13 protein-coding genes and 1 pseudogene are annotated in these 13847 nt (G+C 71.9%); 5 read left to right on the top strand and 9 right to left on the bottom strand.

The features are described from left to right. Positions 1-276 precede the first annotated feature (276 nt). On the bottom strand, positions 277-645 hold the full coding sequence (locus QWJ41_RS20260) for a helix-turn-helix domain-containing protein (protein ID WP_302710280.1): 369 nt from the start codon (positions 643-645) through the stop codon (positions 277-279). A 27-nt stretch (positions 646-672) separates the two neighbouring features. Between QWJ41_RS20260 and QWJ41_RS20255 the strand changes: the two are divergent. Next, positions 673-1815 (top strand): annotated as a pseudogene (locus QWJ41_RS20255) (IS256 family transposase); the annotation flags it as partial. A gap of 139 nt (positions 1816-1954) precedes the next feature. Beyond that, positions 1955-2269 (top strand): hypothetical protein, encoded by a 315-nt coding sequence (locus QWJ41_RS20250; RefSeq protein ID WP_292605050.1) that lies wholly within the window; start codon positions 1955-1957, stop codon positions 2267-2269. An 18-nt stretch (positions 2270-2287) separates the two neighbouring features. On the opposite strand, the gene glnA is transcribed toward QWJ41_RS20250, so the two are convergent. Beyond that, complete coding sequence (gene glnA, locus QWJ41_RS20245) at positions 2288-3712, bottom strand: type I glutamate--ammonia ligase (protein WP_302710279.1); 1425 nt, start codon at positions 3710-3712, stop codon at positions 2288-2290. A gap of 196 nt (positions 3713-3908) precedes the next feature. On the opposite strand from glnA, the gene QWJ41_RS20240 reads away from it, so the two are divergent. Both QWJ41_RS20240 and QWJ41_RS20235 read left to right on the top strand, forming a co-directional pair. Further along, entirely contained in the window at positions 3909-4337 is a 429-nt protein-coding gene (locus QWJ41_RS20240; RefSeq protein WP_302710278.1) for an RDD family protein, read from the top strand. A 38-nt stretch (positions 4338-4375) separates the two neighbouring features. Next, the gene (locus QWJ41_RS20235) at positions 4376-5227 is read left to right on the top strand and encodes an SCO4651 family lipoprotein (RefSeq protein WP_302710277.1); all 852 of its coding nucleotides are present in this window, start codon (positions 4376-4378) and stop codon (positions 5225-5227) included. 7 nt (positions 5228-5234) lie between these two features. Here the strand turns inward: QWJ41_RS20235 and QWJ41_RS20230 are convergent, their stop codons facing one another. The 5 genes from QWJ41_RS20230 to lipB form a co-directional block, all read right to left on the bottom strand. After that, positions 5235-5942 carry a DUF4191 domain-containing protein gene (locus tag QWJ41_RS20230; protein ID WP_302710276.1) on the bottom strand — a complete coding sequence of 236 codons (708 nt, stop codon included), beginning with the start codon at positions 5940-5942 and terminating at the stop codon, positions 5235-5237. 52 nt (positions 5943-5994) lie between these two features. After that, positions 5995-6936, bottom strand: coding sequence for a lipoyl synthase (gene lipA / locus QWJ41_RS20225; protein WP_302710275.1), 942 nt, complete (start codon positions 6934-6936; stop codon positions 5995-5997). A gap of 78 nt (positions 6937-7014) precedes the next feature. After that, on the bottom strand, positions 7015-8013 hold the full coding sequence (locus tag QWJ41_RS20220; protein WP_302710274.1) for a hypothetical protein: 999 nt from the start codon (positions 8011-8013) through the stop codon (positions 7015-7017). Next, the gene (locus tag QWJ41_RS20215; protein WP_302710273.1) at positions 8010-8996 is read right to left on the bottom strand and encodes an ABC transporter ATP-binding protein; all 987 of its coding nucleotides are present in this window, start codon (positions 8994-8996) and stop codon (positions 8010-8012) included. Before QWJ41_RS20215 ends, QWJ41_RS20220 begins: the two co-directional genes overlap by 4 nt. 58 nt (positions 8997-9054) lie before the next feature. Further along, on the bottom strand, positions 9055-9807 hold the full coding sequence (gene lipB / locus QWJ41_RS20210; protein WP_302710272.1) for a lipoyl(octanoyl) transferase LipB: 753 nt from the start codon (positions 9805-9807) through the stop codon (positions 9055-9057). 63 nt (positions 9808-9870) lie between these two features. Here lipB and QWJ41_RS20205 point away from each other — a divergent pair, with 63 nt between their 5' ends. Continuing rightward, positions 9871-10380, top strand: coding sequence for a hypothetical protein (locus QWJ41_RS20205; RefSeq protein WP_302710270.1), 510 nt, complete (start codon positions 9871-9873; stop codon positions 10378-10380). A gap of 13 nt (positions 10381-10393) precedes the next feature. Here the strand turns inward: QWJ41_RS20205 and QWJ41_RS20200 are convergent, their stop codons facing one another. Together QWJ41_RS20200 and QWJ41_RS20195 are read right to left on the bottom strand one after the other, a co-directional pair. Continuing rightward, complete coding sequence (locus QWJ41_RS20200) at positions 10394-11299, bottom strand: TIGR01777 family oxidoreductase (RefSeq protein WP_302710269.1); 906 nt, start codon at positions 11297-11299, stop codon at positions 10394-10396. A gap of 242 nt (positions 11300-11541) precedes the next feature. Further along, positions 11542-13847 (bottom strand): ATP-binding cassette domain-containing protein (locus tag QWJ41_RS20195; protein WP_302710268.1); only part of this gene is annotated, 2306 nt, incomplete at its 5' end.

The raw sequence follows: 13847 nt of genomic DNA, 5'->3' as shown, positions 1-13847 counted from the left end.
AACTGGAAGCAGGCCCTCGCCCAACTCGCGATCGCCTACCCCGACCGCATCAACCCCCACCTGTAAGCCCAACACAAAGTAAAGAGATCGGCCGCCTTACACAGAAAACTTGACACGCTCGCATCGATCTGGGCGAACAGCCCGTCCAACGCACCGGACTCGGCCAGCTCGGCGGCGGCCTTGTAGCCCGGCATCTCAGCCCGTGCGACGCGACGAGCAGCAGCACGACTCGGCCGCTCGCCGGCGCCTGTCGTCGTCACGCCCGCCCCATCGTTCTCAGTGGTCACAGCCGTCATCTTGGTCCTCCTTCAGGACCGACCCCTTACACAGACCATGTGACACCCCCCCGGCGTTGCGGGCCAGCTCGCGCCCGACCACCGAGTGGTGGCGACCGACCAGGACACCGATCTCGCGCAGCGACATGCCCCTGGCCCGGCACACCGCCATCACCGCGCGATCGGCCTCACTCAACGGCCGACGGCCACCGGGCCCCGCAGTGCCTGGCGTCGGCGGCGCTGGGCACCCGCGTAGTCCTCCGGTGCGACCGGTGTTGAACAGCTCTTTGGGAAAGTCCACGGGAGCGAACTTCGCCCACCACCGCAGCCCAGGACCGAACGACACCCCCAACCGGCGGTTGGCTTCCATGTAGGCCACGCCTTCAGCGATCAGCCCCAGGAGCTCATCGAGCTCGAGGCCACCGAACGCATTGGTGCCGCACCGTATGAGCGCACCGAGGACCGTGTCACCGAGCGCAACGGCCACCGGCCCCGGATGCTGACCACCAAGGCCGGCGACGTCGAGCTGCGAATCCCCAAGCTGCGCAAGGGGTCGTTCTTCCCGATCATCCTCCAGCCTCGCCGCCGCATCGACCAGGCGCTCTACGCGGTGGTGATGGAGGCCTACGTCCACGGCATCTCGACCCGCAGCGTCGACGACCTGGTCGAAGCGATGGGCGGCACCGGGGTCTCGAAGTCGGAGGTGTCGCGGATCTGCGCGGGCCCGGACGAGACCGTCGGCGCGTTCCGCACTCGCACGCTGGACCACGTCGAGTTCCCCTACATCTACCTGGATGCGACCTACCTCCACGTCCGCAACGCCCCAGGCAAGGGCGGGCAGGTCGTGTCGATGGCCGTCGTCGTCGCCACCGGCGTCACCGCCACCGGGGAGCGGGAGATCCTCGGCCTCGACGTCGGCGACAGCGAGGACGAGGTCTTCTGGCGCAGCTTCCTGCTCAGCCTCAAGCAACGCGGCCTGGCCGGTGTGCAGCTCGTCATCAGCGACCAGCACTCCGGCCTCGTCGCAGCCCTGAACAGGGCGTTCCAGGGTGTCGCGCACCAGAGGTGCCGGGTCCACTTCGCGCGTAACCTCCTCGCGCACGTCCCCAAGGTCCAGGCCGAGCTCGTGGCCACCGCGTTCCGGATGATCTTCGCCCAGCCCACCGCCGAGGACGTCCACGCGGCGTGGGACAAGACCCGCGACGAGCTCGCCGCCCGGTTCCCCAAGCTCGGTCCCCTGATGGACGATGCGAAGGCCGAGGTGCTGGCGTTCACTGCGTTTCCGCGCGAGCACTGGCGCAAGATCTGGTCCACTAACCCCCTCGAGCGGATCAACAAGGAGATCAAGCGCCGCTCCCGGGTCGTGGGCATCTTCCCCAACGCCGCCGCGGTCATCCGGCTCGTCGGAGCGGTGCTGATCGACATGCACGACGAGTGGATCGCCGGTGACCGCCGCTACCTGTCCGAGGGGTCCATGGCCAAGCTCTACGACACCAGCGATACTGACTCCGTCGCCGCCATCGAGAGCAGCGACGCGTAGGCACCGAGGATCACCTCAAAGCCCACCACCCCGCGGGGCTCAGTCAAGACTCCTGGTTCCATAGCCGGCACGTTCGAGTTCGTTGCCATCATCAAGCCCCTCCTCGCGGCGTTGACGGACAGTTGGTCTACGGGCACCTATGTCCGACGGCGGCGTGGGAGCGATCACGTCGATGGAGATGATGTGGCAGCAAGATGACTCGGGCATCGCCGCGGTGGTCGCCGAGCTGTGCGATGCCAGGCTGGTGGGTGGGGCAACCGACACGGGTTGCGACCTAACAGGAAAGGTCCCTGCGGACCGTGTGGCAGGCGATGGGGCTCCCGAAATTTGTACCGAATTTGTAACAGAAGAGCGGCTACCAACAGCAAACGCCGCCGAACGACCAAAAGGTCGCTCGGCGGCGTTTGTGCAGGTCAGCGGCTGTTCTTTGCGGTCGTTCGGCGTTGCTGAATGACCGCAGCCGGAGGCCCGGTTAGATGTCGTAGTACAGCTCGAACTCGTGCGGGTGCGGGCGGGCCTGCACGGGCGCGATCTCGTTGGTGCGCTTGTAGTCGATCCAGGTCTCGATCAGGTCGGGCGTGAAGACGTTGCCGGCCGTCAGGAACTCGTGGTCGGCCTCGAGGGAGTCGAGGACGGCGTTGAGCGAGGTCGGGACCTGGTCGATGTCGGCCATCTCGTCCGGCGGGAGCTCGTAGATGTCCTTGTCGACCGGGGCGGGCGGCTCGATCTTGTTCTTGATGCCGTCGAGGCCGGCCAGCAGCAGCGCCGAGAAGGCGAGGTAGGGGTTCGCCGACGGGTCGGGGCAGCGGAACTCGACGCGCTTGGCCTTCGGGTTCGCGCCGGTGATCGGGATGCGCACGCAGGCCGAGCGGTTGCGCTGGGAGTAGACCAGCGAGATCGGGGCCTCGAAGCCGGGCACCAGGCGGTGGTAGGAGTTCACCGTCGGGTTGGTGAAGGCCAGCAGCGACGGGGCGTGCTTGAGCATGCCGCCGATGTAGTAGCGCGCCATGTCGGACAGGCCGCCGTACCCGGTCTCGTCGTAGAACAGGGGCTCGCCCTCGTTCCAGATCGACTGGTGCACGTGCATGCCCGAGCCGTTGTCACCGAAGATCGGCTTGGGCATGAAGGTCGCGGTCTTGCCGTTGCGCCAGGCCGTGTTCTTGATGATGTACTTGAACTTCATCACGTCGTCGGCGGCCTTGAGCAGCTCGTCGAAGCGGTAGTTGATCTCCGCCTGGCCGGCGGTGCCGACCTCGTGGTGGGCGCGCTCGACCTGCAGGCCGGCCCGCTCGAGCTCGATGACCATCTCGTCGCGCAGCTCGCCGAAGTGGTCGGTGGGTGCGACGGGGAAGTAGCCACCCTTGTACTTCACCTTGTAGCCGCGGTTGTCGTTCTCGAACGCGTCACCGGTGTTCCAGGCGCCGGCGGAGGAGTTGATCTCGTAGAACCCGGCGTTGGCCTTGGTCTCGAAGCGCACGTTGTCGAAGACGTAGAACTCGGCCTCGGGAGCGAAGAAGGCCTGGTCGCCGACACCGGTGGTGGCCAGGTAGGCCATCGCCTTGCGGGCGATGTTGCGCGGGTCGCGCGAGTAGGCCTCGCCCGAGATCGGGTCGTGGATGAAGAAGTTGACCACCAGGGTCTTCGCGGCCCGGAAGGGGTCGATGTAGGCCGTGGTCGGGTCCGGGAACAGCGACATGTCGGACTCGTGGATGGCCTGGAAGCCGCGGATGGACGAGCCGTCGAAGCCCAGGCCGTCGTCGAAGACCGACTGGTCGAACGAGGACACCGGGACCGTGAAGTGCTGCATGACACCGGGCAGGTCGCAGAAGCGCACGTCGACCATCTCGACGCCCTCGTCCTTGATGTACTTGAGCAGCTCCTCGCTGTTCTGGAACATTCGTCCTCCTTGGTCGTCCCCGTCGGACGACCGGCAGATCTGAGAGTGGACACCCGTGGCGACGATGCCTCGGACGATGCGCTCACCCTACGAGTGAGGCAGTTTCCAGACCGTATCGGACGTGTTTCCCCCATGTAACAGACGTCCAAGTCGACCGTGGGCCGCTCTCCGGGGGGCCGGTCTCTAGGCTGTCGGGGTGAGCCACCCCAGCAGCCAGCCCAGCGCGACGAGCGTCGAGACCGCCTCCTGGGCACGCCGGTTCCTGGCCCTGGCCGTCGACTGGGCCGCCTGCATGCTCGCCGTCAGGCTGTTCACCCCCGTGTACGGCCCCGACGCTGATCCGGCATCTGGCTTCATCGTGCTGGGCGTCTTCGTGCTCGAGTCGGCGCTGTTCACCGCGCTGCTCGGCGGCTCCTTCGGCAAGATCGTCACCCGGCTGCGGGTGGTGCGCCCGCACGGCGACCCGCGCCCGCCAGGCCTGCTGCAGGCCCTGGCCCGCCAGCTGCTGGTGGCGCTGGTGATCCCGCCGCTGGTCTTCCGCCCCGACGGCCGTGGCCTGCACGACATCGCCGCCGGCACCAGCACCGTCACCGTGCAGACGTTTCGCCGGCTTGCCGGGAGGTGAAGACTGGGGGGACAGCTCCCCGCTCGAGAGGTCCCACCATGAAGCGCACCCCGACCTGGCGGCGCACGGCCGTCGCCGCCGTCCTGTCCCTGGCTCTCGGCGGCATGGCCGCCTGCGGGGGTGACGAGAGCGCCGAGGACACCAGCAGCGCCTCGGCCCAGCTGGAGGAACAGGCCGACGACGAGACCGGTCAGGACGACGACCTCGAGGCCGGCGAGCCGGTGCCCGAGGACGACTTCGTGGCCCTGGTGACGGCCGCCTTCGAGGACGCCACCTCGGCGAGCATGACCATGACCACCGAGACGTCCGGGATGAGCATCAGCGCCGACGGCGTCCTCGACTACACCGCGAAGACGCCCGCGATGCGGATGACGATGCGGTCCGAGGAGATCGGCGACGAGCCGATCGAGATGATCATGGTCGACAACGTGATGTACATGCAGGTGCCCGACCTGGGCGGCAAGTACCTGTCGATGGACCTCGACGAGCCCGGCAACCCGCTGGGCCCGATGATGACCGACTCGATGGACCCCTCGAAGCAGGCCGAGATGATGCGGGCCGGTCTGGAGAGCGTCACCTTCGTCGGCGAGGAGGACGTCGACGGCGAGTCGATGGAGCGCTACTCCGCCACGCTCGACCCGAGCGCCGCGCTCGAGGGGATGCAGGGCATGCAGGGCGTCCCGAGGTCGATGATGCCGGAGCAGATGCAGTCCGACACCTGGTTCGACGACGACGGCCGGGTGCGCCGCATGGTCATCGAGATGGGCGAGCTCGGCTCGACCGAGATGCGCATGGACGACTGGGGCGCCGACGTCGACATCGAGGCGCCGCCGCCCGGCCAGGTCACCACGATGGACGACATGATGGGCTCGATGACCCAGATGAGCTGAGCCCGGCTCAGCGCCCGCGCATGTTCTGGCGCATGCCCTTCATGCTGGTGGGCACCGGGCCCTTGGGCAGCGGCACCGCGGGGCGGCTGGCGTCGAGCGCCTTGAGCCGGTTGCGGATGTCGGTGATGTCGGCGGGGCGGACCTCGCGCTTCATCTTGCGCAGCTTCTTCATCAGCTTCGGGAGCGGCACCTGGCCCTCCTCGCGGCCCACGACGATCTCGTGCACCGGCGTCTCGGAGGCGACCCGCGCGTGCTTGCGGCGCTCACCGGCCATCAGCGCGCGCAGCCGGGTGCCGTTGCCCTCGCCGACCAGGATGATGCCCGGAGGGCCCACCACCCGGTGCACGACGTCCTGCTGGCGGTTGAAGGCCACGGCGTTCTCGACGTGCCAGCCGCGCTTGAGCATGTTGAGCGAGGCCGCGGCGGCGCCGGGCTGGCCCTCCATCTGGCTGTAGGCCGAGGCCTGCGCGCGGCGGCTGAAGAGGATCAGCGCGCCCAGGGTGCCGGTCATGATGCCGCCGATGACCGAGAGCACCCACTCGATCGCGCCGCTGCCGGGCAGGATCTTGAAGATGAAGAATCCCAGGACACCGGTGACGAGGAACGTCAGCAGGAGCCACAGCCCGATGCGCGGGTCGGTCCTCTTGGTGATCCGGTAGGTCTCGGCGAACTGCTGGCGGCGGTTCATCGACGACGCGTCGGTCTGCTTGGCCATGCGGAAGCGTGCCTCACTCGGGTCGGCCCGGGGTGCGACCCGCGGGCGGGGTTCAGACGGTGGCGCCCTCTCGCGCCTCCATCGCCTGACGGTACAGCCGCCCGGCCCGGTACGACGAACGGACCAGCGGTCCGGACATGACGCCGGAGAACCCGATCTCGTCGGCCTCGTCCTTCAGCTCCACGAACTCCTCGGGCTTGACCCACCGCTCGACGGGGTGGTGGCGCGCGGAGGGGCGCAGGTACTGGGTGATCGTGATCAGCTCGCAGCCGGCCTCGTGCAGGTCGCGCAGGGCCTGGCTGACCTCCTCGCGGGTCTCGCCCATGCCCAGGATCAGGTTCGACTTGGTCACCAGGCCGAAGTCGCGGGCCTGGGTGATGACGTCGAGCGAGCGCTCGTAGCGGAACGCGGGGCGGATCCGCTTGAAGATCCGCGGCACGGTCTCGACGTTGTGGGCCAGCACCTCGGGACGGCTCTCGAAGACCTCCTGCAGGAGGTCGGGCTTGCCGTTGAAGTCGGGGATCAGGTTCTCGACACCGGTGTCGGGGTTGAGCTCGTGGATCACCTTGACGGTCTCGGCGTAGAGCCAGGCACCGCCGTCGGGCAGGTCGTCGCGGGCGACGCCGGTGATGGTGGCGTAGCGCAGCTGCATCTTCTGCACCGACTCAGCGACCCGGCGCGGCTCGTCGCGGTCGAGGGGCTGCGGCTTGCCGGTGTCGATCTGGCAGAAGTCGCAGCGACGCGTGCACTGGTCGCCGCCGATGAGGAAGGTGGCCTCTCGGTCCTCCCAGCACTCGAAGATGTTGGGGCAGCCGGCCTCCTGGCACACCGTGTGCAGCCCCTCGCCCTTGACCAGGCTCTGCAGCTCCTTGTAGGCCGGGCCCATCTTGGCGCGGGTCTTGATCCACTCCGGCTTGCGCTCGATGGGGGTCTCGGCGTTGCGGACCTCGAGTCGGAGGAGCTTGCGGCCTTCGGGTGCAGGTGCCTGTGTCACGCGCTCGACTGTACGCCGCGGGCCCAGCCGCGGCCGAGTCGGTGGGGTACCCGCCGGTAGTGCTGCCGGACGCTCGGGTCAGGGCACGTCGCGGCGCCGGTAGGAGCCCAGCGAGAGCGCGCCGGCGCCCAGCAGGAGCGCGCCGAGGTAGAGCCCGCCGTCGGTCGCGGTGAGCACCCGCTCGCCGTTGCACTCCTCGCCCGAGCCGCCCCGGCCCGTGAAGCACTCCTCGGGCAGGTCGCTCTCGTCGTAGTAGCGCAGCTCGTTGGTCACGAAGGCCAGCACGTTGAGCTGCGGCTGCCAGCGCTCGGTGCTGCCGCCGGCGCTGCCGAGCAGGCCGATCAGGGTGCCGCCCACCACCGAGACCGCGAAGAGCACGCCGATCGTGGCCACGGTGCTGCGGAAGAGCATGGTCAGTGCGTAGCCGCCCAGGGCGCCGGCGGCGGCCAGCAGCGCCCCTCGTGCGACGAGCTCGAAGCCGTCGCCGACGACACCGCCGCCGGTGGCGAGGTCGCGCGAGGCGGCCAGCCCCCACAGCCCGGTCCAGTACGCCGCCAGCACGGTGCCGGCGACCAGGGCGCCGACGAGCGTGACGACCGCGGCCTTGGCGGCCCACACCCGGGCCCGGCGCGGCTCGAAGAGCAGCTGGTTGCTCATCGACCCCGAGTTCCAGTCGTGCCCCACGAAGGTGGTGCCCATCAGCAGCATCAGCAGGCCGACCACGGCCACGACGCCCAGCAGCGACCCCTCGCGGGTCTCGGCCTCGAGACGCAGCGTGGCGCGCCCGCCGTACCACTGGAGGATCTGGGCGCGGCAGGCCTGCTCGACCTGCGCGGCGTCGGTCGAGACCGGCGCGGGGTAGAGGAAGTTCTCGGGGTCGCGCTCGCAGCGGCGCACCTCCTTGGCGGCGTACCGCTGCGAGAGGATCTGGTCCTGCTCGGCCTCGGAGACCGGGCGGGTGCTCCACGCGACCGAGGCCAGGATGAGCGCGGGGAGCGCGACCGCGGCCACCAGCAGCAGCACCACCGCTCGGCGCCAGCGCAGCCGGGTGGCCTCGACCCGCAGCAGCGCCCTCATGCCGCGCCGCCCATGCTCGTCTGGCCCGTCTGGCCCAGGGTGTCGGCGGCGGTGAGCTCGAGGAAGTAGCTCTCGAGGTCCTGGCGCTGGGCGCTCAGGCCCTCGAGCCAGATGCCGGCCTCGCCGAGCAGCCGGGTGACCTCGGCCGGTTCCTCGGTCTCGACCAGGAACGAGCGTTCGTCGGGTCCGGGGCTGGTCGGGTGCCCGGCCGCCTCGAGCAGCCGCCTGGCCGCGTCGGGCGCCGCCACGTCCACCCGGTACGCCGCACCCCCGGCCAGCAGGTCGGCCACGGTGCCGGAGGCCAGCAGCCGGCCGTTGCCGATGATCGTGGCCGAGGTGCAGACCTGCTGCACCTCGGCGAGGATGTGCGAGCTGAGCAGCACGGTCACGCCGCGCTCGCCCAGGTCGCGGATGGTGTCGCGGATCTCGCGGATGCCGGCCGGGTCGAGCCCGTTGGTCGGCTCGTCGAGGATCAGCAGCGCCGGGTCCTTGAGCAGGGTGGCGGCGATCGCGAGGCGCTGCTTCATGCCCAGGGAGTAGGAGCGGAACCGGTCGCCGTCGCGGCCGGTCAGCCCGACCGTCTCGACCGCCTCGTCGACACGCGTGTCGGGCGCGCCGATCGAGCGCGAGAGCAGCAGCAGGTTCTGACGACCGGTCAGGTTGGGGGAGAACTTCGGCGACTCCACGACCGCCCCGACGCGACCGACCACGGCCGGCAGCTCGTCGGGCACCGGGCGCCCGAAGAGGCGCATCGTGCCGCTGGTGGCGCGCGCCAGGCCCAGCAGCATCCGGATGGTCGTGGTCTTGCCCGAGCCGTTGGGGCCCAGGAAGCCGTGCACGCCGCCGGCGGGCACCGCGAGGTCGAGGCCCTGCACCGCCACGCGGGTCTGCCCCTTGCGGGTGCGGAACTCCTTGCGCAGCGCGGTGGTCTCGATGACCAGGTCGTGCCCAGTGTCGACCGCGAGGCCGTTCGTCGTGCTCACGGCGCCGAGCGTGGCAGAGCCGCGGCTTTTTGCCTTCGCGGCGCGCCGTCGGTGCGGCTCAGGCGCCGGGCGTGACCAGCTCGATGCGCGGCGCGCGGCCCGGCTCGGGGCGCGGCTCGTAGTCGGGGGTCGGTCGGTAGTCGTCCCAGGCGAGCATCTCGGCGAGGTGGGTGCGCAGCACCGGCAGCGCCTCCTCGACGCCGACGCGCCGCCCGGTCTCGAGGCTCAGCGTGGTCACCCCGGCGTCGGCGATGCCGCAGGGCACGAACCGGTCGTACCAGCCGAGGTCGACGTCGCAGTTCAGCGCGATGCCGTGCATGGTCACCCCCCGGCTGACGCGGATGCCGATGGCGCCGATCTTGCGCTCGCCGGCCCGCTCGTCGGCGCGCAGCCAGGCGCCGCTGCGTCCGGGCACCCGTGCCGTCTCGACCCCGAAGTGCGCACAGGTGGCGATCATCGCCTCCTCCATGCGGCGCACGAAGTCGACGACCTTGACGTGGTCGGGCAGCGCCACGATCGGGTAGGCGACCAGCTGGCCGGGGCCGTGGAAGGTGATCTTGCCGCCCCGGTCGACGTCGATCACCGGTGCGCCGCCGGCGTCGAGGGGTCGCTCGTGGGCCTCGGTGCGCTTGCCGGCGGTGTAGGTGGGCGGGTGCTCGAGCAGCAGCACGGTTCCGGGCCGCTCGCCGGCGACCACCTGGGCGTGCACCTCGCGCTGCAGCTCCCAGGCGGCCAGGTAGTCGACCGCGTCGGGGCCCAGACCGGCCACCTCGAACTGCACGCTCTCCTGCCCGTACGCCGCCTCGCTCATGCCCGCGAGCCTACGCCTGTGGACAGCGTGGTGGGCGGCGGCCACGGGGGGAAGGAGGAGGTCATGCGCTCCTCGTCCCGGCTCGTCCGTGCCCTCGCTGCGGTTGTCCTGCTGGTGCTCCTGGCCGGTCCGGCCGCGGCGGGGCCACAGCCCGTGGCTCCGGGGGCAGCCGGCTCGGCGGAGGGGCCGGGGGAGCGGCGGGCCCGGGCGGTGCTGGCCGCGTGGGACGAGAGCCGCGCCGCGGCCTGGCGCCGCGGCGACCGTGCCGGGCTCGCCGACCTCTACACCGCCGGCTCGCTGGCCGGGGCACGTGACCTGCGGATGCTCGACGCGTGGCTCGAGCGGGGTCTGCGGGTGCGGGGGATGGGGGTGGAGGTGCTGGCGCTCGAGGTGCTGCGCGACGGGCCGGGTCGGCTGGTCCTGCGGGTCACCGACCGGCTGGCGGGCGCGGTCGCCGTCGGCAGCGGCGTACGACGGGTGCTGCCGCGGGACCGGCCGACCACCCGGGCGCTGGTCCTGCGGCGCGGCGACGACGGGTGGCGAATGGCGTCGGTGCGCCTGCTGGGCTGGTGATAGGCCGGGGGACTCAGTCCCGGGAGGCGAGGCCGGTCTCGACGACCGCCGCGACGTCGGGGTCCTGGAACGTGTAGCCGGCCGCCAGGAGCGCCTCGGGGCGCACGTTGAGGGAGCCGAGCAGCTCGGGCGCCATCTTGCCGGCGCCCAGGCGCAGCAGCGGAGCCGGCACGGTCGCGAAGCTGGGCCGGTGCAGCGCCGAGGCCAGGGTCTCGGTGAACTCGGCGTTGGTCGGCGTCGTCTCGCAGCACATGTTGAACGGTCCGGCCGCGCTGTCGTGCTCGGCCAGGTGCACCACCGCGCCGACCCAGTCGCGCAGCGAGATCATCGCCATGTGCTGGCGTCCGCTGCCCAGCCGGCCGCCCAGGCCGAGCTTGAAGAGCGGCACCAGCTGCTTCATCGGAGGGCTGCGGCGATCCATCACCGGTGAGGTGCGCAGCACGCACACCCGCGAGCCGGCTGCGGCCGCCGGGGCCGCCGCCGCCTCCCACTCGCGGCTCACGTCGGTCAGCAGTGCGTCGCCCCGGCTGCCGGAGGTCTCGGTGAGCAGCTGGTCGCCGTGGTCGCCGTAGAAGGCGATGCCGTTGCCGGCCAGGTACGCCGGCGGCCGCTCCGCCCCGGCGATCGCCTCGGCCAGCAGCCGCGTGGTGCGCACCCGGCTCTCGCGGACCTCGCGGGCCCACTTGTCGGAGTGCACGTTGCCGATCAGCGGCGCCCCCGCCAGGTTGACCACCACGTCGGCGCCACCGACGAGGTCACGGTCGACCACGCCGGCGTAGGGGTCCCACGTCGAGGCGTCCTCCTCGCTGGTGGGGCGGCGCACCAGCCGGGTGACGCGGTGCCCGCGCTCGTGCAGCGCCTGTCGCAGGTGGGTGCCGAGGAAGCCGGACGAGCCGGCGATGACCACGTGGAGGCTCATGTCGTCGAGACTGCCACGCCGCCCACCCCCGGACCTCACCTCCCCGCGCGACCCGGCCCGAACTTCCCCCCGACCCGGCCCGAACTTCCCCCCGACCCGGCCTGAACTTCGCGTCGAGCCGGCCTGAACTTCGCGCCGACCCGGCCCGAACCTCCCGCCAGCAGGTCCGGGCCGACTCGACGCGAGATCCCGGCCGGGTCAGCGCGACATTGAGGCCGGGTCAGCGCGACATTGGGGCCGGGTCAGCCGGCGAGGTGGCGCCAGCGGGGGGCCAGCTGTGACCACGGTCCGGTGGCGGCCACGGTGCCGTCGACCAGCACCACCACCCGGTCGGCGCGGGCCAGGGCGGCGGTCTTGGAGGTGGCGCCGATGACGGTGGTGCCGCGCTCGCGCAGCGACTCCCACAGCTCGATCTCGGTGGCCGCGTCGAGCGCCGAGGAGACGTCGTCGGCCAGCAGCACCTCGGCGTCGCAGGCCAGTGCGCGCGCCAGGGCGACCCGCTGCACCTGCCCGCCCGAGAGCCGTACGCCGCGGTGCCCGACCAGCGAGTCGACGCCGCCGGCCTCGGCCACGTCGCGCTCCAGACGAGCGGCGGCGACCGCCGGCTCGACCCGCCGGTCGGCGTGGTCGAGGCGGATGTTGTCGCGGAAGGTGCCCGAGAGCACCCGCGGCACCTGGGCCACGTGGGCGACCCGTCCGGGGCGCAGCTCGGTCTCGGGGTCGGTCAGCGCCCGGTCGTTCCAGCGCACCTCACCCCGCGTGGTCACCAGGCCGGCGAGCGCCGAGAGCAGGCTCGACTTGCCGGAGCCGACCTGGCCCAGCAGCAGCACCAGCTCGCCGCGCTCGACGCGCAGGTCGATGCCGTGGGCGCCGACGGTGCCGTCGTCGTGCACCGCGGTCAGGCCCCGCACCTCGAGGGTGCGCAGCGGCTCACGGGCCGGCGCGGCGGGCGCGGGGGAGGCGCCGGCGACCAGGTCGACGCCGGGCGGCTCGGCCATCAGGTCGCCGCCACCGGCCAGGCGGCTGGTCTCGTGCATCCAGGCGCGGGTGCCCGGCGCCTCGGTCACCACCGAGCCGGCGACCCGGCCGAACCAGTCGAAGCCGGCGACGGCGTTGCCGACCAGCAGCGCGGTGGCCAGGCCCCAGCCGTCGGCGACGTAGACCGCCCAGGCGGCGACGAAGCCCAGCTGCACCATCACGATCGGCACGCCGTCGAGCAGCGCCTGCACCCGGTGCTCCTTGACCGCGGCCTCGACGCGGCCGTGGTCGACGTCGCGCAGGTGCTGGTGGACGTCGGGGGTGGCGGCGGCGAGCTTGACGGTGCGCACCGACTCCAGTGCCGAGACCAGCGAGCGGCCGAAGCGGGCACGGGCCGCCGACGAGGCCGCGGCCGAACGGCCGGCGACCCGGCGTCCGAGCGAGGAGGCCAGCGCCGAGGTGACCATCACCGCGAGCAGCACCGCGCCCGCGAGCAGGCTGCGGGCCAGCACCGCGGTCAGGGCCACGATGACCAGGCCGTTGACGAAGTCGACCCACCGGTCGGCGTAGCGCGCGAGCCGGTCGGCGTCCATCGCCCTGGCCACCACCTCGCCCGGCGGGGTGCGGGTCAGCCGCTGCTGCTCGGTCTGGCCCTGCAGCACCGTGGCGCGCACCCGCAGCATCACCGCGATCCACCAGCGCGGGTAGACCTTGAAGGCCCAGGCCAGCAGCAGCGGCGCCACCATCAGCGAGGCGACCAGCGCGCCGACGAGGCCCCACGGGCGCCCGCCCTGCTGCAGGTCCTCGACCAGCAGGCCCCAGATCCAGCCGGTGACCGCGCCGAAGGCGCCGGTGGTGGCCGAGAAGGTGAACAGCAGCGCGCCGAGCAGGCCCCAGCGGGGCTCGACCAGCAGCGCGTTCCACACGGTGCGGGTCAGGCTGGGCAGGGGGCGCAGGGTCGGCTGCGCCGGCGCCTCGCCCGTACGCCGCGTGCTGCCGAGGTCGGCGTCGCGAGCGGCCTGGTGCGCCGCGGCGTGGCTGTCGTCGTGCTCGTGCTCGTGGGCGTGCTCGTGGGCGTGCTCGTGGGCGGAGGCCTCGAGCAGGTCGCGGAACGCCCCGGGCTCGCGGGCCAGCACGGCGCGCGGGCCCTGCTGCACCACCCGGCCGGCCTCGAGCACCGCCACCTGGGCGGCCCGCTCGGTGGTGCCCAGGCGGTGGGCGACCAGCAGGCCGGTGCGACCGGCGAGCAGCCGGTCGGCAGCGCGCACGACCCGGGCCTCGGTGACCGGGTCCATCCGGGCGGTGGCCTCGTCGAGCACCACCACGCGCACGTCGCGCACCAGCAGCCGGGCGAACGCGACCAGCTGCTCCTCGCCGGAGGACAGGGTGGTGCCGCCCGGCCCGAGCGGGGTGTCGAGGCCCTGCGGCAGCCCGGAGACCCAGCTGTCGAGGCCGAGCTCGGTGACCGCGCCCTCGACGGCCTCGCGCGAGCCCGCCGCGAAGAGCGCGATGTTCTCGGCGAGGGTGCCGGCAAGGATCTCGGTGCGCTGGGTGACCACCCCGACGGCGC

This window comes from Nocardioides cremeus, from assembly GCF_030518195.1.
GTDB classification, from domain to species: Bacteria; Actinomycetota; Actinomycetes; order Propionibacteriales; family Nocardioidaceae; genus Nocardioides; species Nocardioides cremeus.
Note: the sequence above shows the minus strand (reverse complement) of the source record. Positions and strands in the feature narration are given on the sequence as shown.